The sequence below is a fragment of the Novosphingobium sp. ERW19 genome, assembly GCF_012641315.1.
Taxonomy (GTDB): domain Bacteria; phylum Pseudomonadota; class Alphaproteobacteria; order Sphingomonadales; family Sphingomonadaceae; genus Novosphingobium.
The window spans coordinates 83,904-104,202 of sequence record NZ_JABAIC010000003.1 but is presented as its reverse complement, the minus strand read 5'-3'; the positions used below and the strand labels follow the sequence as shown (position 1 = coordinate 104,202).

Annotated in this window: 21 protein-coding genes, 1 other RNA gene and 1 pseudogene; 18 read left to right on the top strand and 5 right to left on the bottom strand. The window is 64.2% G+C overall.

Going from position 1 to position 20,299, the window contains the following annotated elements; genetic code table 11:
• Positions 1–151 precede the first annotated feature (151 nt).
• Positions 152–397 carry a hypothetical protein gene (locus tag HGI46_RS06465; RefSeq protein WP_168903561.1) on the top strand — a complete coding sequence of 82 codons (246 nt, stop codon included), beginning with the start codon at positions 152–154 and terminating at the stop codon, positions 395–397.
• 66 nt (positions 398–463) lie between these two features.
• Here HGI46_RS06465 and ssrA read toward each other — a convergent pair.
• Positions 464–871: a transfer-messenger RNA gene (gene ssrA / locus HGI46_RS06460) on the bottom strand.
• 41 nt (positions 872–912) lie between these two features.
• The gene (mscL, locus tag HGI46_RS06455; protein WP_277346263.1) at positions 913–1,410 is read right to left on the bottom strand and encodes a large conductance mechanosensitive channel protein MscL; all 498 of its coding nucleotides are present in this window, start codon (positions 1,408–1,410) and stop codon (positions 913–915) included.
• Positions 1,411–1,516: 106 nt separating this feature from the next.
• Here mscL and HGI46_RS06450 point away from each other — a divergent pair, with 106 nt between their 5' ends.
• From HGI46_RS06450 to HGI46_RS06420, 7 genes are all read left to right on the top strand, one after another.
• Positions 1,517–2,143 carry a LemA family protein gene (locus tag HGI46_RS06450; RefSeq protein ID WP_168903560.1) on the top strand — a complete coding sequence of 209 codons (627 nt, stop codon included), beginning with the start codon at positions 1,517–1,519 and terminating at the stop codon, positions 2,141–2,143.
• A gap of 91 nt (positions 2,144–2,234) precedes the next feature.
• Complete coding sequence (locus HGI46_RS06445; protein WP_240946622.1) at positions 2,235–2,990, top strand: TPM domain-containing protein; 756 nt, start codon at positions 2,235–2,237, stop codon at positions 2,988–2,990.
• Positions 2,990–3,673 carry a hypothetical protein gene (locus tag HGI46_RS06440; protein ID WP_168903558.1) on the top strand — a complete coding sequence of 228 codons (684 nt, stop codon included), beginning with the start codon at positions 2,990–2,992 and terminating at the stop codon, positions 3,671–3,673. The genes HGI46_RS06445 and HGI46_RS06440 overlap by 1 nt, the downstream gene beginning before the upstream one ends.
• Positions 3,670–4,212 carry an NUDIX hydrolase gene (locus HGI46_RS06435; RefSeq protein WP_168903557.1) on the top strand — a complete coding sequence of 181 codons (543 nt, stop codon included), beginning with the start codon at positions 3,670–3,672 and terminating at the stop codon, positions 4,210–4,212. The genes HGI46_RS06440 and HGI46_RS06435 overlap by 4 nt, the downstream gene beginning before the upstream one ends.
• A gap of 195 nt (positions 4,213–4,407) precedes the next feature.
• Positions 4,408–5,187, top strand: a complete 780-nt coding sequence (locus tag HGI46_RS06430) for an SDR family oxidoreductase (RefSeq protein WP_168903556.1) — start codon at positions 4,408–4,410, stop codon at positions 5,185–5,187.
• Positions 5,188–5,238: 51 nt separating this feature from the next.
• Positions 5,239–5,502 carry an AbrB/MazE/SpoVT family DNA-binding domain-containing protein gene (locus tag HGI46_RS06425; RefSeq protein WP_118073235.1) on the top strand — a complete coding sequence of 88 codons (264 nt, stop codon included), beginning with the start codon at positions 5,239–5,241 and terminating at the stop codon, positions 5,500–5,502.
• A complete protein-coding gene (locus HGI46_RS06420) occupies positions 5,503–5,916 on the top strand; it encodes a type II toxin-antitoxin system VapC family toxin (protein WP_118073234.1) in 414 nt (137 codons plus the stop codon).
• 56 nt (positions 5,917–5,972) lie between these two features.
• On the opposite strand, the gene HGI46_RS06415 is transcribed toward HGI46_RS06420, so the two are convergent.
• Complete coding sequence (locus HGI46_RS06415) at positions 5,973–7,085, bottom strand: S-(hydroxymethyl)glutathione dehydrogenase/class III alcohol dehydrogenase (RefSeq protein WP_118073233.1); 1,113 nt, start codon at positions 7,083–7,085, stop codon at positions 5,973–5,975.
• A 99-nt stretch (positions 7,086–7,184) separates the two neighbouring features.
• Between HGI46_RS06415 and HGI46_RS06410 the strand changes: the two genes are divergently transcribed.
• The 9 genes and pseudogenes from HGI46_RS06410 to HGI46_RS06370 all read left to right on the top strand — a co-directional run bounded on the left by HGI46_RS06410 (position 7,185) and on the right by HGI46_RS06370 (position 17,222).
• Positions 7,185–8,072 carry a LysR family transcriptional regulator gene (locus tag HGI46_RS06410; RefSeq protein ID WP_118073232.1) on the top strand — a complete coding sequence of 296 codons (888 nt, stop codon included), beginning with the start codon at positions 7,185–7,187 and terminating at the stop codon, positions 8,070–8,072.
• A 116-nt stretch (positions 8,073–8,188) separates the two neighbouring features.
• Positions 8,189–9,469: an MFS transporter gene (locus tag HGI46_RS06405; protein WP_346766683.1), complete on the top strand. Its 1,281-nt coding sequence runs from the start codon at positions 8,189–8,191 to the stop codon at positions 9,467–9,469.
• Positions 9,470–9,676: 207 nt separating this feature from the next.
• Positions 9,677–10,477, top strand: a complete 801-nt coding sequence (locus HGI46_RS06400; RefSeq protein WP_240946621.1) for a thioesterase family protein — start codon at positions 9,677–9,679, stop codon at positions 10,475–10,477.
• A gap of 10 nt (positions 10,478–10,487) precedes the next feature.
• Positions 10,488–11,720 (top strand): serine hydrolase domain-containing protein, encoded by a 1,233-nt coding sequence (locus HGI46_RS06395; RefSeq protein WP_168903554.1) that lies wholly within the window; start codon positions 10,488–10,490, stop codon positions 11,718–11,720.
• A gap of 46 nt (positions 11,721–11,766) precedes the next feature.
• Positions 11,767–13,005: pseudogene (locus HGI46_RS06390) on the top strand (3-hydroxyacyl-CoA dehydrogenase NAD-binding domain-containing protein); the annotation flags it as partial.
• A gap of 13 nt (positions 13,006–13,018) precedes the next feature.
• The gene (locus tag HGI46_RS06385; protein WP_168903552.1) at positions 13,019–14,611 is read left to right on the top strand and encodes a class I adenylate-forming enzyme family protein; all 1,593 of its coding nucleotides are present in this window, start codon (positions 13,019–13,021) and stop codon (positions 14,609–14,611) included.
• 3 nt (positions 14,612–14,614) lie between these two features.
• Positions 14,615–15,790: an acetyl-CoA C-acyltransferase gene (locus HGI46_RS06380; RefSeq protein ID WP_168903551.1), complete on the top strand. Its 1,176-nt coding sequence runs from the start codon at positions 14,615–14,617 to the stop codon at positions 15,788–15,790.
• A 146-nt stretch (positions 15,791–15,936) separates the two neighbouring features.
• On the top strand, positions 15,937–16,674 hold the full coding sequence (locus tag HGI46_RS06375; protein WP_168903550.1) for a hypothetical protein: 738 nt from the start codon (positions 15,937–15,939) through the stop codon (positions 16,672–16,674).
• Positions 16,671–17,222 carry a hypothetical protein gene (locus tag HGI46_RS06370; RefSeq protein ID WP_206065587.1) on the top strand — a complete coding sequence of 184 codons (552 nt, stop codon included), beginning with the start codon at positions 16,671–16,673 and terminating at the stop codon, positions 17,220–17,222. The genes HGI46_RS06375 and HGI46_RS06370 overlap by 4 nt, the downstream gene beginning before the upstream one ends.
• A gap of 319 nt (positions 17,223–17,541) precedes the next feature.
• Here the strand turns inward: HGI46_RS06370 and HGI46_RS06365 are convergent, their stop codons facing one another.
• A complete protein-coding gene (locus tag HGI46_RS06365) occupies positions 17,542–17,970 on the bottom strand; it encodes a DUF983 domain-containing protein (protein ID WP_168903548.1) in 429 nt (142 codons plus the stop codon).
• 2 nt (positions 17,971–17,972) lie between these two features.
• Positions 17,973–19,355 carry a ribosome biogenesis GTPase Der gene (der, locus tag HGI46_RS06360; protein WP_168903547.1) on the bottom strand — a complete coding sequence of 461 codons (1,383 nt, stop codon included), beginning with the start codon at positions 19,353–19,355 and terminating at the stop codon, positions 17,973–17,975.
• Between the two features lie 209 nt (positions 19,356–19,564).
• On the opposite strand from der, the gene HGI46_RS06355 reads away from it, so the two are divergent.
• Entirely contained in the window at positions 19,565–20,272 is a 708-nt protein-coding gene (locus tag HGI46_RS06355; RefSeq protein WP_168903823.1) for a CHAP domain-containing protein, read from the top strand.
• The last annotated feature ends 27 nt before the right edge of the window (positions 20,273–20,299 follow it).

Sequence of the window (20,299 nt, the reverse complement as noted above, 5' to 3'; positions counted from 1 at the left end):
TCCTCTGAAAGGGTCGCTCCGCGGGTTGTCGCTTCGCTTTACAGTGAAGATTGGATTAACCAGTCTATTGCCAGCGTTTAATGATCTGGCACGATGCTTGCGGAAAGACTCAACGACGGGGGCGCCTCGTCAAAAGAGGATAGAGCTTCGGATGTTTCGCAAGATCGGTCGCCTGTTTGTCATCAAGACCCGCTTCGAAGCGTTCGCGGTGATCTACGCGCTGGCGCTCGGCGCGGTTGAGCGTGGGCACGCCTATCTTGGCCAGTATCCGGGCTTTGCCGGCAAGATGCTGTTCGTGGCGGCGACGGGCGCGGTGTTCATCGCCGGGGCGAAGATCCTCGATTCGCTGCGCATGGAGCAGCGGCTGCAGGAGCTTGAGGGTTCTGGCGAGGTGTAGTTGTGCGAGGTCATGGGCCCCGGCCTTCGCCGGGGTGACGACTTGAATTTGAGAGATTCTGAAGCGAGTAGGGCGATTCTGTTGCTAGGCTCGCCCCCAGCCCCCGGTTTCCGATTCTGTTACCCGGTTCGGTCCGAACCGTGCTTTCGCTTTATAACTTCAGGGCGTTAGCCCCTAGAATTATGCGGCGAGAGCAAGTGCTTCGTTGTCGTTGGCACTTGTGAGTTTTGAGCCTTGAACGGGTTACTCAGCCCGGGCAAAAACAGCGCTTTTCAACACACGTCGATCCTAGTTCGGCCCCATCAACACCCTTGCGACAACAAGGCCCGCATCCTGAAAGACACGGTAGTGATGGTGGAGCCGCCGGGTACCGCCCCCGGGTCCGCTGTGCCTATTGCACGCCGCAGTTTATCACCATAGCCGGCCGAAACCGGCAGGGACCCATATAGGGATGCGGGCGCAAATGAAAAGGGGCGGGATTGCGCCCGCCCCTTGAATTGTCCCGATGTGCCGGTTCAGCCCTTCGCCTTCAGCGCATCGCGGATTTCGGCGAGAAGTTCGACCTCGGTCGGCCCGGCGGGAGCGGCGGGGACTTCTTCGGCAGGCTTTTCGAAGGCCTTGTTGATCGCCTTGACCAGCAGGAAGATGATGAAGGCGACGATCACGAAGTTGACCGCCTGGGTGATGAAATCGCCATAGCCGATCATCGGCACGCCCGCGGCCTTGAGATCAGCATAGCTCGCCGGATCGCCCTTGTAGTCTGCCGGGACCGGGCCGAGGCGAACGAAATAGCGGGTAAAGTCGACCCCGCCCGTGATCCAGCCGACGACGGGCATGATCACGCTTTCGGTAAGCGAGGTGACGATCTTGCCGAATGCGCCACCGATGATCACGCCGACCGCAAGATCGAGCACATTGCCGCGCGCGATGAACTTCTTGAACTCTGCGAACATGCCGACCACTTCCCCCTTTACGTGCGTGTTTACCATGATCCCTTTTCCGTTGGTTGCCATCACGCGCGGAACGTCACAAGTGGCAATCGGTTGCAGCATGGGGGATACTTGAACCGTTTCGGCGGGCCGCTATCTCTGCTGTACAATCCAAGGGGAACTTACGTCGATGGCCGCTACCCGCTTTACGCAGATCGCTTTTGCCACCGTTGCCGCTGCCAGCCTTTCGGCCTGCGGGATCAACTCCGTCCCCGCGGCCGAGGAAGAGGCCAAGGCGCGCTGGGCCGATGTCGAAAGCTCGTACCAGCGCCGGGCCGATCTTGTTCCGAACCTTGTAGCCACTGTTAAAGGGGCAGCGGCATCGGAAACGCAGATACTGACCAACGTGACTGAAGCTCGTGCCCGCGCGACCTCGATCAACATCACCACCAACGACCTTTCGAACCCGGAAGAGTTCGCCAAGTTCGAGAACGCGCAGAACCAGCTGACCCAGGCGATGGGCCAGCTGCGCACGGTAGTGGAGAACTATCCGCAGCTGCAGAGCCAGGCAGGGTTTGGCGAACTAAGGAAGCAGCTTGAAGGCACCGAGAACCGCATCAACACCGCGCGCATTCGCTATAATGAGGCCGTGCAGGCCTACAACACCACGATCCGAACGTTCCCGGATGCGATCGGGGCGAAGCTGATACACGGTGCCAAGCCGATGGTGCCGTTCAAGGCTGCGGCCGGTTCGGAGATTGCACCGCCCGTGAACTTCGACGTCAACTCACCAGCTCCTACGGCATCGAGCAAGTAATATGGTCCGCCCCCACGGGGCCATAGAGCGAGCTTTCTGGCAGGCGCTTGCGCTAGTGCTCCTGTTGCTTGCAGGACCGGCGCAAGCCGCGATGCCCGCGCGACCAAATGGGCCAGTGCTCGATCAGGCGGGGATTATTCCCGATGTCGACGAGGCAGCGCTGGTACAGAAGCTGACGGCTTACAATCGTCAGTCTGGGCGTGCGCTTATGGTCGTAACGGTCAACTCGCTCGATGGCGACGACGTAAACTCATATGCGACGGAATTGGGGCATCGCTGGGGTGTCGGGGGCAAGCAATCCGACATGGGTGCAATCCTTCTGGTTGCACCGACCGAGCGAAAGCTGTCTATACAGGTGGGCTACGGGTTGGAAGAGTATCTCCCCGACGTTCTGGCTTACCGGATCATTAATTCTGCGGTAACTCCGCGCTTCAAGCAGGGTGATTACAGCGGCGGGATCAGCGCCGGCGTTGATGAAATGATCGCCCAGCTCAACCGCGATCCGGCCGATGCAAAGGCTATCGCCGAAGCAGCGAAGGCCGCATCGAGAAATGAAAGCTCGGGCGGTTCGGCAATCGGTGGTGCGATCTTCTGGGTCGTCCTCATCGTTGTCATGATAGGCATCTTCGGGCGGCGGCGGCGTGGCTACGTGCAACGACGAAGCGGGATTGATCCGGGCATCGTGCTTTGGGGCATCAGCGAGATCGCCCGCGCGGCATCGGATGATCGTCATTCCGGTGGCGGCTGGGGTGGCGGCTTTGGTAGCGGCGGTGGGAGTGACAGCGGTAGTTGGGGCGGCTTCGGCGGTGGTGACTTCGGTGGCGGCGGCGCTTCGGGGGATTGGTGATGAGCAGGCTCGTGCAGATGACCGAGGCCGATCACAAGATCGTGTCGGACGCGGTGGCAGCGGCCGAGGCGCAGAGCGCGGGCGAGATCGTGACGATCGTGACGCCGCGTTCCGACAGCTACCGCGACGTGGCGCTCGTCTGGAGCGCGCTGGCGGCCTTCGTGGCGCTGGCCGTGGTGGACATGTTTGCCGGGTTCTACTTGCCCATGGTCGAGCAGGTCCTGGGACTGTGGGCGTACGAATGGATTCCGCGTGCGGTGCTGGGCCTTGCACTGACGGTCATCACGCTGAAGTTCGGAGCGATGTACCTGCTCATGCGGTTCACCCCTCTGGGGCTGTGGCTGACTCCGCGCCGGGTGCGCAATGCGCGGGTGCGCGAGCGGGCGCTGACCTGCTTCCGCGTCGGTGCCGAGAGCCGCACCTCGGGCCATACCGGTGTGCTGATCTACCTCAGCCTTGCCGAGCATCGCGCCGAGATCATTGCCGATGCGGCGATTGCCTCGAAAGTCTCGCCCGAGACATGGGGCCATGCGATGAAGGCCATGCTCCACCCGCTGCGGCAGGGGCGCATGGCCGAGGGCATGGCAGCGGCGGTGGCCGAGGTGGGCAAGGTCCTGAGCGAGCATTTCCCGCGCGATGCCGATGACAAGAACGAATTGCCGGACAGGTTGATCGAAGTATGAGTCTTGAAGAAGAATACCGCGACCATCCCGAGCAGGTGCACTGGCAGGGCCGCTTCATCGTGGCGAAGACGCGCGGGCGGTGGGAATATGTCTCGCGCAATCGCAACATCAAGGCGGCGGTGATCCTTGCGATCGAAGACGGGCACGTGCTGCTGGTCGAGCAGTTCCGCGTGCCGCTGGGGCGCCCGTGCATCGAACTGCCCGCCGGGCTGATCGGTGATGAAGCGGGCGCCGAGAACGAGGACCCGGCTGCTGCGGCCGCGCGCGAGCTGGAGGAAGAGACCGGCTACCGCCCCGGCAAGATCGAATCGCTGGGCGAGTTCCATTCCTCGCCGGGCATGGTGACCGAGGCTTTCACCCTGTTTCGCGCGCGCGATCTGGAAAAAGTTTCCGAAGGCGGCGGCGTGGAGGGCGAAGGCATCACCGTGCACCGGGTTGCCCTTACGGAAATCGAGAGCTTCCTCGCTGAGAAGCGCGGCCTGGGCTATGCCATCGACGTGCGGATGCTGCTGCTGCTCGCACCCGGGATCATGGGCTGACATTTCCAGGACTTGCGCGGATCGGCGCGAGTTGCTTGTCTGATCGTCGAAGCTGGGAAAACCCACCCCCAACCCCTCCCGCCTGCGGGAGGGGAGAACTGTGCCCTCCCGCAGGCGGGAGGGCCGCGAGACTTGCTGAACGCAGTGAAGCTAGTCGCAGCGGGGTGGGCATCAGCGACAAGGAGAGGACAAAAGATGGGCAGGGTTCAGGGCAAGAAGGCACTCGTGACGGGCGCGGCCCAAGGGCTGGGTGCGGCGCATGCGTGGATGCTGGCGCGGGAGGGCGCGCGGGTCCTGCTGACCGACATCAACGGCGATGGCGCAACGGCTCAGGCCGAGGCGATCAACGCCGAGCTGGGTGCCGGGACGGCCTTTGCCATGCGCCATGACGTGACCAGCGAGGCAGACTGGGACGCGGCGGTTGCGCTGGCGGCGGAGAAGCTGGGCGGGCTATCGGTGCTGGTCAACAACGCGGGCGTCGGCGTGCGCGGCAATATCGAGACCTGCACGCTGGAAGAGTGGCATCGCGGCTTTGCGATCAACGTCGATTCCGTGTTCCTCGGTTGCCAGAGGGCCCTGCCCTTGCTGCGCGACAACCAGCCGGGGTCGATCATCAATATCAGCTCGATCGCCGGCCTGATCGCGTCAGACACCATGCCGGGCTACAACGCGAGCAAGGCGGCGGTGTGGATGCTGAGCAAATCTGTCGCGCTCTACTGCGCCAAGCGCGGCTGGGACGTGCGCTGCAATTCGGTGCACCCGACGTTCGTCGATACGCCGATCCTCGACGGCATCGCGACCAACGCCAATATCGACAAGGACGTGGTCATGGGCAAGCTGGCCCGCCAGATCCCGTTGGGCCGCGTCGGTGAGCCGAACGACATTGCCGCGGGCGTGCTCTACCTTGCGAGCGACGAAAGCCGATTCATGACCGGGGCAGAGCTCAAGCTGGACGGCGGCATTTCGGCAATGTGAATTGCCAATCGGCATGGGATATGCCAAGATATCCTTAGTGGAGCTTTTGCCATGACCAATGTCGTCGTCGGGAAATGGGGCAAGAGCCTCGCGGTGCGCGTGCCGGTGGACGTGGCAGCAGCGGCGGGGCTTGTCGATGGAGAAGCGGTCGAGATCAAGGCTGTGGACGGCACCGTCGTCATCCGCCGTGACCCCGCCAAGGCTGAGGCACGGCGCAAGGCGCAGGCGGCCGTGGCCAAGATCAAGAATCTGTCCAAGAGCATGACTTTGGGCGGAATTTCGATTCGAGAACTGATCGATGAAGGGCGGCGCTGATTGAGGGTTGTCCTCGACGCCTCCATGACTGCTGCCTGGCTGTTTTCCGACGAGCAGACCGAGGCATCAATGGCGCTGCTGGATCAAGTAGCCGCCGATGGGGCTGTCGTCCCTTCCCTGTGGCACCTGGAGGTAGCCAGCCTGCTGCGATCCGCGGAACGGCGCGGACGATGCGATCGGAGGATCGCTGATGCCATGATCGCAGAGCTCGAAGTGCTGCCGATCGAGGTCGATCAGCGGACTCATCTCACTGCCTGGCGTGAAACGCGCAGTCTGTCAGTGGAACACGGCCTGACGCCTTATGACGCTGCCTATCTCGAGCTGGCACTCCGCCTGAGCCTGCCACTAGCAACCGGCGACGGCGCGCTGATTGCGGCGGCCAGGCAACTGAACGTCGCGGTGTTGACGCCATAGCCAAGGGGGAGAGAGCGCCTGCCCCCTCCCCCTCGTCATTCGGTAGACTCTTTCTCTCAGAAAACGACGACCGAGCGGATCGACTTGCCGGCGTGCATCAGGTCGAACGCGGTGTTGATTTCCTCAAGGCCCATGACGTGGGTGATCATCGGGTCGATCTCGATCTTGCCGGTCATGTACATGTCGACGATCTTCGGAACGTCGGTGCGGCCCTTGGCGCCGCCGAAGGCGGTGCCGCGCCAGTTGCGACCGGTCACGAGCTGGAACGGGCGGGTTTCGATGGTCTTGCCGGCCTCGGCCACGCCGATGATGATGGAAGTGCCCCAGCCGCGATGGCAGGCTTCAAGCGCGGTGCGCATCACTTCGGTGTTGCCGGTGGCATCGAAGGTATAGTCCGCGCCGCCGTCGGTCATCTGGACGATCTTCGCCACGGTGTCTTCGCGGCTCATGCCTTTCGAGTTGAGGAAGTCGGTCATGCCGAACTTGCGGCCCCATTCCTCGCGATCAGGGTTGATGTCGACGCCGATGATCTTGTTGGCGCCGGCAAGGCGCGCGCCCTGGATCACGTTGAGGCCGATACCGCCGAGACCGAAGACGACGACATTGTCACCCACCTGGACCTTGGCGGTGTTGATCACCGCGCCGACGCCGGTGGTGACGCCACAGCCGATGTAGCACGAAGTCTTGAACGGCGCGTCTTCACGGATCTTGGCGACCGCGATCTCGGGCAAGACGGTGAAGTTCGAGAAGGTGCTGCAGCCCATGTAGTGGAACACGGTCTGGCCCTTGTAGGAGAAGCGGCTGGTGCCATCGGGCATGAGGCCCTGCCCCTGCGTGGCGCGGATCGCGGTGCACAGGTTGGTCTTGCCGGAAAGGCAGCTTTTGCACTGGCGGCATTCGGGCGTGTAGAGCGGGATCACGTGATCGCCGGGCTTGACCGAGGTCACACCGGGGCCGACTTCGCGCACAATGCCTGCGCCTTCATGGCCAAGCACGCTGGGGAAGATGCCTTCGCTGTCGAAGCCATCAAGCGTGTAGGCGTCGGTATGGCACACGCCGGTCGCCATGATCTCGACCAGAACCTCGCCCGCCTTCGGGCCTTCGAGATCAAGCTCGACGATTTCGAGCGGCTGCTTGGGCGCGAACGCTACGGCGGCGCGGGTCTTCATGGTGCGGGGTCTCCCTTTGGGTGTGGCGGCGCGTTAGCATAATTGCTAGGGCAGTGTTAAATTGCACAATATGCGAAACACTGTTGCAAGACGAGAATAATGAGCAATCGCTGGGACGGGATAGATGAGGTTGTCGCGGTTGCCGATACCGGCACCTTCGTGGCAGCGGCAAAGCGGCTGGGGACATCGACTTCGCATGTGAGCCGGGCCGTGGCGCGGCTTGAGCAGGGCCTTGGCGCGCAGTTCTTCCACCGCACGACGCGGGCTGTCAGCCTGACGGACACCGGGCGCACGCTGGTCGACCAGTTCCGCCGCCTGATCGCCGAGCGTGATGAAGCAATCGCGATGTTGGACCTTCAGGGTGAGCCGCAGGGGCACTTGCGCATCACCTGCCCGACCGCGCTGGGCGAGCGCTTCGTGGCGCCGATCGTGCGCGCCTATGTGCAGGACTATCCGAAGCTTTCGGTGGACCTCGACCTGTCAAACCGCGTGGTCGAACTGGTTTCGGAAGGGTACGATCTTGCCATCCGCACCGGCACCCTGCCCGACAGCCGCCTGATCCGCACGCAGATTGCGACGCGGGGAATCGTGACCTGCGCCTCGCCCGCCTATCTTGCCGCGCATGGCACGCCCGAGACCGTGGACGACCTCGAAACGCATGACTGCATCCCGGCCACGCTCGACATGTGGCGCTATCTGGTGGACGGCGAGGTGCGCACGGTGCGGCCGCGCGGGCGCTGGCGGTGCAGCAACGGGACGGCGGTGTTCGATGCGGCGATGGCCGGGATCGGGCTGTGCCAGTTGCCCGAATTCTACGTGAGCCGGGCGATTGCCGAAGGCGCGCTGGTCGAAGTGCTGCCGCAGTTCAGGCCCGAGGACGACCCGATCTGGGCAGTCTACCCGCAGCGTCGCCATCTGCTGCCCAAGGTCCAACGGCTCATCGAAAAGTTGCGGCGCGAACTGGCCCCGGCGATGGCGGCGGGTTGAAACGCCGAGCGTTTTGTGAGAACGTTCACAGGAATAGCTATGCAACAAGCATGACAAGGCTGTCAGCGGCGGCTAGAGAAACGATACGCCAAATATGGCAGGGTGAGGAGAGATACGTGGCGGGCAGCAATGCACATTCGGGATCGCAGAAGGCCGCGTTCATCGCGGTTACCGTGCTGTTCTTTGCCTGGGGCTTCATCACCTCGCTGATCGATCCGCTGGTCGCAGCGGTGAAGGGCATCTTCACACTGACGACGCTCGAGGCGCAGCTTTCCGCCTTTGCCTTCTTCATCGCCTATGGCGTGATGAGCTTCCCGGCAGCAGCGATCATCGGCAAGCTGCGGGCCGTCCCGGCGATCCTGCTGGCGCTGGCGACGATGGTGGTGGCCTGCCTCGTCATGCTTGCGGCGGCGAACATCGCGTCATACCCGCTGGTGCTGGCCGGGCTGTTCATGCTGGCGACGGGCATCACCGTGCTGCAGGTTGCCGCGAACCCGCTGGCCGCGGCACTGGGCAAGCCCGAAGGCAGCCACTTCCGCCTGACGCTTTCGCAGACGTTCAATTCGTTCGGCACGTTCCTTGGGCCGGCTTTGGGCGCGTCGCTGTTCCTGAAAGGCGTGGAGGTGTCGGAAGGCACCGCGCTGACGCCTGAAGTGCGCGAGGCGGCGCTGGCCGGGATCGACCGCGCCTACTTCTGGATCTGCGGACTGCTGATCGTGCTGCTGGCGTTCTTCTTCGTGAACCGCGCGCGCATTTCCGCCGCGGCCCCTCCGGCACAACCGACCGGCGGCATCGGGGCGCTGCTGCGCCAGGCGTTCTCGTCGCGCTGGGCGGTGCTGGGTGCAGCCGCGATCTTCATCTACGTGGGCGCGGAAGTTACCATCGGGACGCAGATGGCGTTCTACCTCAACAATCCGGGCATCTGGAATGTCAGCCTCGAGCAGGCGGGCAAGGCCGTTTCGTTCTATTGGGGTGGCGCAATGGTTGGCCGCGCGATCGGCACGGTGCTGCTGGCCCGTTTCCCGGCGGCGCGGCTGATGACACTGTTCGCCGCGATTGCCGCGGCGATGTGCGCCTACCTCTTCCTCGTCGGCGGGGTTTCGGCGGGCTATGTCGCACTGGCGATCGGCCTGTTCAATTCGATCATGTTCCCGGTGATCTTCACGCTGACGCTGGAGCGTTCCTCGGCCAGCGAAGAGGCGACCTCGGGCCTGTTGTGCACCGGCATCATCGGCGGCGCGCTGATCCCGGCGCTGGCCGGCGGAGTGACAGATGCGGCGGGCATCTTCGCGTCGTTCCTCGTGCCGCTGGTCTGCTACGTGCTGTTGGTGGTGTTCGCAGCGAGCGCGGCAAAAGCGCCGATCCTGCGCCGCGCAAGTGGCGAAAGCATGCACTGATCTGCATCCCCTGACGGCCCCATTACACGTCGGCCCCGGTCCTTGCGCCGGGGCCGAATTTTTTTCGCCACCCGAGGCCGTGCGTGCCGTAGCGTAAGGGGCTCGTTCCGGCCCGGACAGGGCGCGTCCCCTCTTTCCCTTTACGTAAACTTCCACTAGCTCTTGGGCCATAGAGTCGTTCCAGCGACAGCCGACCGGGAGAGAGCATTGGAAGCTGCAATCGGCATGGATGCGCAAGCGATCGGCACAATCGCACAAGGCATGGCGGGATCAGGCCCCGACTTTTCCGTGCGGGGCGTCGATGGCTGGCTGCAGGGCCGCACGATGTATGGCGGGGCGTCCTCGTTCCTCGCCTATGCCGCCGCGCGCAAGGCACGGCCCGACCTGCCGCCGTTGCGCGCTGGCCAGATCAGTTTCCTCGCCCCGGTTGGCTCCGACGTGGACATTACCGTTTCCAGCCTGCGCGAAGGCAAGAGCGTAGCCAATATCCAGACCGACATGGCGAGCGGCGGCACTCTGGCGCATCGCGCCGCGTGGGTGTTCGGCAGCGGGCGGCCATCGAACGGATCGGTGACGCCGCAGCGCGCGGAAAACTTCATACCCCATACCGAAATGCCGGAACTGGGTTCGCCCGAGGGGCTGCACTTCATCCAGAAATTCGAGCTGCGCCGTGGCGAGGCCAAGGAAGACCGCCGCCCCGGCGTGGTCCGGCGCTGGGTGCGCTTGCGGGATCGCAGCGGGCTGGATCCCATCGGGGAGCTGGTGCTGATCGGCGATACCCTGCCACCCGGATCGATGCGCGCGATGGAGCGGCGGGGACCGATCAGCTCGATCAACTGGGCGTTCACCCTGCTCGGCGATGCACCGGAAACACGCGACGGCTGGTGGCTGCTGGAAACCGCATCAAACCACATGAGCGATGGTTTCAGCAGCGAGACGTTGCGGATGTGGAACGCCGATGGCGTGCAGGTGATGCACGGCCTGCAGAGCGTGGCGATCTTTGGCTGAGGGGAAAGACATGGAACTGGCCGACGCACAATCGCTGGGGTTCGAGCCTGACCGGCTGGGCCGGATCGGCGCCTTCCTTGACGAGCACTACATCGCCAGTGGGCGCCTGCCGGGGCTCGACGTGCTGGTCGCGCGTGATGGCGACGCTGTCTATCGCCACACGGCCGGCCGAGCGCGCGAGGACGGCACGCCGATGGCCGCCGACACGATCTGCCGCATCGCCTCGATGACCAAGCCGCTGACCTCGGTGGCGTTCATGATGCTGGTCGAGGAAGGCAAGGTTGCGCTGGACGACCCGGTGAGCAAGGTCATTCCGGAATTTGCCAACCTCGGCGTCTATGCCGGCGGCGGGGGCGAGGTGGACTTCTTTCCGGCGCGCCCTGCCCCGGTGATGCGGATGATCGACCTGATCACGCACCAGTCGGGCCTGACCTATGGCATCCAGAACCGAACCAACGTGGACGCCGCCTATCGCAAGGCGCGGCTGGACGGGCACGCCAGCCTGCCCGGCAACGATCATTTCGTCGAGGAACTGGCCAAGCTGCCGCTGGAGTTCGAGCCGGGGCAAGCGTGGAACTATTCGGTGGGCACCGACGTGCTCGGCGTGGTCGTCGCGCGGCTTTCCGGCATGAGCCTGGGCGAGTTCCTGCGCACGCGCATCTTCGAGCCACTGGGCATGGTCGATACCGGCTTCCACTGTCCGGACGACAAGGCGCACCGGCTGGCCGACGCCTGGGCCTATCAGGCGGGACAGCCGCCGCAGCTGTTCGACCCCGCCGAGAAATCGGGCACGCGCCGGGTGCCGCGCTTTGAAAGCGGTGGCGGCGGGTTGCTTTCGACGACGGCGGACTATCACCGCTTCTGCCGGATGCTGGTCGGCGGCGGTGCTGCTGACGGCGCGCGCATCCTCAGCCCGAAGACGCTGCAGCTGATGACCGCCAACCACCTGCCCGGCGGCGCGGACCTGACGCAGGTTTCCAAGGCGCTGTTCAGCGAGGCCTACAACGCGGGCGCCGGGTTCGGCCTTGGCTTTGGCATGACCATCGATCCGGCGCGGGCGCTGGTGCCGGGCTCTGCCGGCGAGTTCTATTGGGGCGGCATTTTCTCGACCGCGTTCTTCGTGGACCCGGTGGAGAAGATCCATGCGGTCTTCATGACCCAGCTCTACCCCTCGTTCATCTACCCCATCCGGCGTCAGTTGAAGACGCTGATCTACAGCGCGCTGGCCACCAGCCGCGCCTGACATAACCTTGCAGGAGAGAGAAGCGATGTCCGACCCCATCCCCGGCGCCAAGGAACACATCGACGCGGCCCGCAAGCTTGCCGCAACGATCGACGATATTCCCGCAGACACGCAATTGCTGCCGATCAATCGCGTTGGCGTGATCGGCGCGGGCACGATGGGCGGCGGGATCACCATGAACTTCCTGACCGCGGGCATCCCGGTGACCATCGTCGAGATGACGCAGGAAGCGCTCGACCGTGGCGTTGCCACCATGCGCAGGAATTACGAGAACACCGTCAAGCGCGGCAAGATGGAAGCAGCGGACGCCGAAGCCGCAATGGGCCGCCTGACGCCCACGCTGGACTTCAATGCTCTGGCCGAGGCCGATCTGGTGATCGAGGCGGTCTACGAGAGCATGGACGTGAAGAAGGACGTGTTCGGCAGGCTCGACAAGGTCGCCAAGGCAGGCGCGATTCTGGCGTCCAACACCAGCTACCTCGACATCGACGAGATCGCCGCCGTCACCTCGCGGCCGGAATCCGTGCTGGGCATGCACTTCTTCTCGCCCGCCAACGTGATGAAGCTGCTGGAAGTCGTGCGCGGCAAGGCGACGGGCAAGGCGCAACTGGCAACGGTGATGGCGCTCTCGGTGAAGATCGGCAAGGTGCCGGTGGTTTCGGGCGTATGCCACGGCTTCATCGGCAACCGCATGCTCTCACCCCGTCAGGCGCAGGCCCATGCCCTGATCATGGAAGGCGCGAACTACTGGGACGTTGACGAGGCGCTGCTCGAGTTCGGCTTCCCGATGGGGCCGTGGCAGATGGCCGATCTGGCTGGCGTGGACATCGGCTGGCACCGCGATCCGAACCGCATCGAGACATTGCGCGACGCGTTGTGCGCGGTCGGCCGCTGGGGCCAGAAGACCAAGAAGGGCTTCTACGATTACGACGACAACCGCCAGCGCACGCCTTCGGACGAGGTCAAGGCGATCATCGCAGACTTCGCGGCCAAGGAAGGCAAGCCGCAGCGGGCAATCGACAGGCAAGAAATCCGCGAGCGGCTGCTCTATCCGATGATCAGCGAAGGCGCGCTGATCCTGGAGGAAGGCATTTCGCAGCGGGCGAGCGACATCGATACGGTCTGGCTCAACGGCTATGGCTGGCCGGCATGGACTGGCGGTCCGATGTTCTGGGCCGACCATATCGGGCTGGATACCGTTGTGGCGGGCCTGAAGAAGCACGGCTTGCCGGTGGCGCCGCTGCTCGAGCGCAAGGCTGCTGCGGGCGAGAAGTTCAACGGCTGACCGGAGAACTGCGATGCGGATCGAGGATATCATCGAGAGCGAGTTCACGCCGCTGAGCAACATCCTGCGCGCCCATGCCGCAAGGCGGGGCGACGCGGTGGCGCTGGCCGACGAGAACCGCACTGTCGGCTGGGCGGAGATGGACGCCCTGCTCGACCGCATCGCCACCGCTCTCCAGCGCGAGGGCGTGGAGAAGGACGAACCTGTCGCCATTGCGGCGATGAACGCTGTGACGACCGGGCTTGCCTTCCTTGGCGCGATCCGGGCGGGTGCAGTGGCGGCGCCGCTGACCTCCACGGCGACCCCGGAAACGATCGTTGCCATGCTGGAAGACAGCGGCAGCCGGGTGCTGCTGCTGGACAAGGAGATTTCCGACAGGCTTGCCGGGCTGGAACTGCCAGCCGGGGTCAAGCGCATCGCGCTGGACGACAGCGACGCAGGCGAGCCGTTCAGCCAGTGGATGGCCGAGGAAGGCGCTGTGCCGGAAGAGCGCACCGCCGCGCCCGGCGATCCATTCAATATCATCTACTCCTCGGGCACCACCGGCGCGCCCAAGGGCATCGTGCAAAGCCACAAGATGCGCCACGAATATGCGCGGCGCACGATCCCCGCAGGCTATGGCGACGATACGGCGGTGATCTGCTCGACCCCGCTCTATTCGAACACCACGCTGGTCAGCTTCCTCCCCGCTCTTACCGCAGGCGGAAAGGTGGTGCTGATGCGCAAGTTCGATGCGCGCACGTTCCTCGAACTGTCCGAGCGCGAGCGCGTGACGCACGCCATGCTGGTGCCGGTGCAATACCGGCGCATCATGGAAGTGCCGGACTTCGACAGCTTTGACCTGTCGTCCTACAAGCTCAAGTCCTGCACTTCCGCGCCCTTCCCCGCCTGGCTCAAGGCCGATGTGCTCAAGCGCTGGCCGGGCGGCCTGACCGATGGCTATGGCATGACCGAGGGCGGCGCGACGGCGATCCTGCTGGCGCACCTGCACCCGAACAAGTTGCACACCGTCGGCCAGCCTTCCCCCGGCCACGTGATCAAGATCATCGACGAGGACGGCAACGAGCTGCCGCAAGGCGAAGTGGGCGAGATCGTCGGCCATTCGCCGATCATGATGAACGGCTATCACAACAAGGCCGACAAGACCCGCGAGGTCGAGTGGTACGATGCCGAGGGACGCCGCTACATCCGCCATGGCGATGTCGGCAAGTTCGACGAGGACGGCTTCCTGATCCTGATGGACCGCGCCAAGGACATGATCATCTCCGGCGGGTTCAACATCTACCCGAGCGACCTTGAGGCCGAACTCACCCGGCAGAGCGCGGTCAAGGAAGCCGCCGTGGTCGGCGTGGCCTCGGATGCCTGGGGCGAAACCCCGCTGGCCGTCGTCGTGCTCGCCGATCCGACGGCAGATCCTCATGCCATCCTCGCCGAAGCCAACAGCCGCCTCGGCAAGACTCAGCGCATTTCCGCGATCGAGGTGGTGGACGAACTCCCCCGCAGCCCGATCGGCAAGGTGCTGAAGCGCGAACTTCGCGACAAGTTCGGCGGCAACCCCATCCTCGCCGCCACATCCCTCGAAAAGACATCCCCAGCAGGAGCATGAGACATGCGTGACGCCGTAATCGTATCGACCGCCCGCACGCCCATCGGGCGCGCTTACAAGGGTGCCTTCAACGCGACGCCGGGCGCAACGCTTGGCGCGCTTTCGCTTCAGGCCGCCGTTGCCCGCGCCGGGATCGACCCTGCCGAGGTCGACGATGTGCTGTGGGGCGCAGCGCTGCAGCAGGGCGCGCAGGCGGGCAACATCGCGCGCCAGGTCGCGCTGCGGGCAGGCCTGCCGATCACCACTTCGGGCATGAGCATGGACCGCCAGTGCTCGTCAGGCCTGATGACCATCGCCACCGCCGCCAAGCAGGTGATCATCGACCGCATGGACGTGGTTGCCGCAGGTGGCCAGGAATCGATCAGCCTTGTCCAGACCAAGGAGATGCGCGTCGCCCCGGACAAGAGCCTGATGGCCATGCACAAGGCGATCTACATGCCGATGCTGCAGACCGCCGAGATCGTCGGCCAGCGCTATGGCATCAGCCGCGAGGCCTGCGACGAATACGCCCTGCAATCGCAGCAGCGCACTGCCGCCGCGCAAGCCGCCGGCAAGTTCGATGACGAGATCGTCGCGGTCGACACCTCGATGGGCGTCCAGAACAAGGAAACCGGCGAGATCACCTTCCAGGACGTCCACCTTACCAAGGACGAAGGCAACCGCCCCTCGACCACCATCGAGAACCTGCAGGCGCTGAAGCCGGTGATCGAAGGCGGCATCGTGACCGCGGGCAACGCCAGCCAGCTTTCCGACGGTTCCTCGGCCGTAATCGTGATGGAGGCAGATCTTGCCGCCAAGCGCGGCCTCACCCCGCTTGGCCGCTATGTCGGCATGGCGGTCGCGGGCACCGAGCCTGACGAGATGGGCATCGGCCCGGTCTTCGCCATCCCCAAGCTGCTGCAGCGCTTCGGCCTGAAGATGGACGACATCGGCCTGTGGGAACTGAACGAAGCCTTCGCCGTGCAGGTCCTCTACTGCCGCGACAAGCTGGGCATTCCCAATGACCTGCTCAACGTCAACGGCGGCTCGATCTCGATCGGCCACCCCTATGGCATGACCGGCGCGCGCTGCACCGGCCACGCCCTGATCGAAGGCAAGCGCCGTGGCGCGAAGTATGTCGTGGTCACGATGTGCGTCGGCGGCGGCATGGGTGCTGCAGGACTGTTCGAGGTGCTTTGATCCGATAGCTTGGAAGGCCCACCCCCAGCCCCTCCCGCCTGCGGGAGGGGAGCAGAAAGGACTATTGCTCCCCTCCCGCAGGCGGGAGGGGTCGGGGGTGGGCATCGGCGCTTGCCGGAAAACACCACCCCGCCTACCCTGACCCCATGACCGATAACGACAACCGTCCCTATCCCCAGGCCGGGCGCGAGAGGCTGATTTATCCCTCGCCGGTGGGCTGGAAGGGCACCGACTTCGTCGACAACGAGGCGGAACTGCTCAAGCTGCTGAACCCGAAGACGGTGTTCATGATGGGCGACAATCCCGCCCTGCCGCGGATGCCCGAGCGGCCACGCCTGCTCGATTTCTTCCGCTGCCGCTTCGGCGACATCACCGTGCGGCACCTGCTGGTCAGCGCCAAGCGCGCGCTGGACGATGGCCTGCCGGAGAAGGTCGTGATGGCCTGCCTGCTGCACGACATTTCCAACGGCTGCCTTGTCCGCTGCGACCACGGCTACTGGAGCGCGCAGCTGATCGCACCCTATGTCGATCCGGAAGTGGCCTTTGCGGTGAAGTACCATCAGGCGCTGCGCTATGTGGCGGACGAAAGCGTCGGCTATGCCTATCCCGACAGCTACCACAAGTTCTTCGGGCCGGACTATCAGGTGCCCGAATACCTGCTGCGCGACGCCGAATACGCGCGAGGCCACGAATGGTACATGACCGCGCGGCAGGTCACGCTCTACGACACCTACTTCTTCGACGACTTCCCGGTGGTGGAGCCCGAGGAGCTGGAAGGCGTCATCGCAAGGAACTTCCGAGAGCCGGAGGAAGGTCTGGGGTTTGATGGCTCGCCAACGGCGCACATGTGGCGGACGATGATCTGGCCGAATAATTTTTTGTGAGGGGGTGGCTGGCGGTCACCAAGTTGGAAGCAGAAGATCTGGATACGAAGGAGATTGCGAATATTCCGCAGTTGCCCCATTCATTCTCAATGAGCTGTCAATCGAGAAATGGGTCTGAAGGTGCTTGGTGGCAGCCATGCAACCAAGTTGCAGGTTTTAGATTGGGTGTGCCGATCGAAGATTACGATGATTTTCGATCGCTCCACTGTCTCGTCGAATCGGCAGACGAGATTGGTTCGGAGATATTTGACAGTCGTGATGGGTCATACACTGTTTTTGTAAAAGATCGTTTCGTAACAGGATTTTCGTCGCACACACATTTTCTGATCGGTGATGAGAACATTATCGGCATGCATAGCGTTGATGCTGTCGCAGTGATTTTGAAGTATTTTGGCCTAGAGAAGTCTGCTGCTGTGCACGATCAATGCTGGGTTGAGGTGAGCAAGGGCGTACAGCAGCGGTTTATAAACTTTGACGACATCTGCCTGTTTCTGACTGAAGATGCGAGCCTGACTATTATCACCGCGGATGCTTACGGCGGTGATTGATCCTCCGTAGCCAAGCCCGCCTTTGACCCATTCTCGACATTTCACCAGCTCTGCCAGCGCCTAAAAACCGCCGTCACCCCGGACTTGATCCGGGGTCCCGCTTCTTCTGGCGGTGCGCTAACAGGGAAAAGCGGGACCCCGGGTCTTCGCCCGGGGTGACGTTGGACTTAGGTAGGCGACAAATGCGGTCCTCCCTGTTTTCCGAAGGACAAACGGGGAGGGGGACCGCCCGCAAAGTGGGTGGTGGAGGGGCTGCTACCCCTCCGTCAGCGCTGCGCGCCGACACCTCCCCCTTTGCACTTCGTGAAAACGGGGAGGATCAGGGTGATGCGCCAGCCTCAACCTTCCCCGCCCGCCCGGCAAAGCCGTGCATCCCCAGCCACCATTGCAGCGCGATCACGCCGCCCTTGGCGGGCTGGAGCAGGCCGACGAGAAGCGCCAACGCCATCACCGCGACGATCAGCATCATCGCCCAGCCCGGAAGGCCGGTGTGGAGGCCGAGTTCGATGATCACCGGGGCCATGATGTGCCCGGTCAGCAGGATCGAGATGTAGGGCGGGAAATCGTCAGCCGCGTGGAGCGTCCAGTTCTGGCCGCACAGGCGGCAGCGCTCGACCGGCTTGAGGAAGCGCGCGAACAGGTGGGTGCCGCCGCAGCGCGGGCACTTGCCCCGGATGCCCCGCCACAGCGCCCCACCCAGCCCTTGCGGGAGCGAGGTGCGGGCGAGAGGCAGGGCTTCGGTAGGCATGGCTACTTCGCGAATGGGTTCTTGGGGCTGCGCAAGGTCAGGCGGATCGGCACGGCGTCGAAGCCGAGTTCGCGGCGGATGCCGTTGACCAGATAGCGGCGATAGCTTTCCGGCAGCTGATCAAGCCGGGTGCCGAACAGGACGAAGCCGGGCGGGCGGGTCTTGGCCTGGGTGATGTAGCGCAGCTTGATGCGGCGGCCGCCGGGGGCCGGTGGCGGGTTGGCGGCGAGCGCATCGTCAAACCAGCGGTTCAATGCGGCGGTCGGCACGCGCTTGGACCAGGCGGCGCGGATCTCGAACGCGGCCTTGAGCAGATCGTCCAGCCCCTTGCCGGTGCGGCCCGAGATGGCGAGCAGCGGCACGCCGCGCACCTGTGCGAGACCTTCATCGAGCGCCTTGCGGATGCCCTGAAACAGGCCGGAGGGATCTTCGGCCACGTCCCACTTGTTGATAGCGATCATCAGTGCGCGGCCCTCTTCAAGCACCATCGAGGCGATCTTGAGGTCCTGATGCTCCAGCCCGCGCGTGGCATCCAGCGTGAGCACGACGACTTCGGCAAAGTCGATGGCATGGCGCGCATCGGCGACCGACATCTTCTCGAGCTTCTCGGTGACGTTGGCCTTCTTGCGCATGCCCGCCGTGTCGATCAGGCGGACCGGGCGATAGCCCTCACGCTCGGGATCGAACCACTGCCAGTCGATGGCGATGGAATCGCGGGTGATGCCCGCCTCCGGCCCGGTGAGCAGGCGGTTTTCGCCGAGCAGCTTGTTGATCAGCGTGGACTTGCCCGCATTGGGGCGGCCGACGATGGCCAGCTTGAGGACGGATTCGGGATCGAACTCCTCCTCGTCGCCTTCAGCTTCGGCTGCTTCTTCCTCTTCGACCTGCTTGGGTTCAAGATGCGGGCGCAGCGCTTCAAACAGGTCGGCAAGGCCCTGGCCGTGTTCGGCGGAGAAGGCGACGGGTTCGCCAAAGCCCAAGGCAAAGGCGTCGTAGATGCCGGGATCGCCCTGCCGGCCTTCGGCCTTGTTGGCCATGAGCACGATGGGAACGCGGCTCTGGCGCAGATAGCGAGCGATTTCCTCGTCGAGCGGGGTGACGCCGGCGCGCGCATCGATCACGAACAGCGCGACATCGGCGCCGACCAGCGAGGCTTCGGTCTGCTGGCGCATACGGCCGGGCAGCGTGTCGGGATCAAGATCTTCCCAGCCCGCCGTATCGACAATGGTGAAATCAAGCCCGAGCAGCGTCGCATCGCCGAAGCGACGGTCGCGCGTCACGCCGGGCTGATCGTCCACCAGCGCCAGCTTCTTGCCGACGAGGCGGTTGAACAGCGTCGATTTGCCGACGTTCGGGCGTCCGATAATGATGACCTGAGGGCGCATGGGCCTCCCGTGGCTGTTTGTGCGGCGAAAGGCAAGGGCGGCGCACAGGGCTAACTATTGTTTAGCTGACCATTAACCAATCTGCGCAACATTACATTGACCTAAACTTTCTACTCCGAGGCGTGATGAGAGGGTTCCGGATCTTTGTCGTGATCGCCGCCGCGCTGCCTTGCGGGAACGCCATGGCCGAAGCCGTGGACATGCCCGAAATGCGCGGGGAGCGGGGCTTTTCCGCCAGTTCTTCGGACTATCGCGGCGAGGACGCGCCCCTGCCCTACCTGCAGTGCGTGCCCTATGCGCGCTCGATCAGCGGCATCCAGATCTTCGGCGATGCGCTGACCTGGTGGGACCAGGCCGAGGGGCGCTATGCCCGCGGCCACCGCCCGAAAGTGGGCGCAGTGATGAGCTTTGCACCCTATGGCCGGATGGAACTGGGCCATGTGGCGGCCGTGAGCCGGGTGATCGATTCGCGCACCGTGCTGCTGCGCCATGCCAACTGGTCGCCCATCGACGGGCGGCGCGGGCAGATCGAGGACAACGTGCGCGCGGTGGACGTGTCCGAAGCGAACGACTGGTCGGAAGTGCGGGTGTGGTATGCGCCGATCGGCAACCTCGGCACCACAGCCTGGCCGGTCAACGGCTTCATCTATCCGGACAGACCGGGCCGGAAGGAGCGGGTCACGCTGCTGGCCTCGGCGGACAAGCCCAAGGCGGTGGCAGCGCCACGCAAGGCCATAGGGGCGGATTTCCTCAAGGGCATTCGGCCGGAGGTGACGATAAAGCCCGCGCCGGTGCGGCGCGAACTCGCCTATCGGTACGAGGCGCCCAAGGCTGCGGCGGTGAAGCCGGTGGCAAAGGCGACGGGCGGTCTGGCCAACGATCCGATCGGACGGATCATCGCAGCAAAGACGCGCTGACCAGCGCGACCGAGGCCCCCGCTTTCG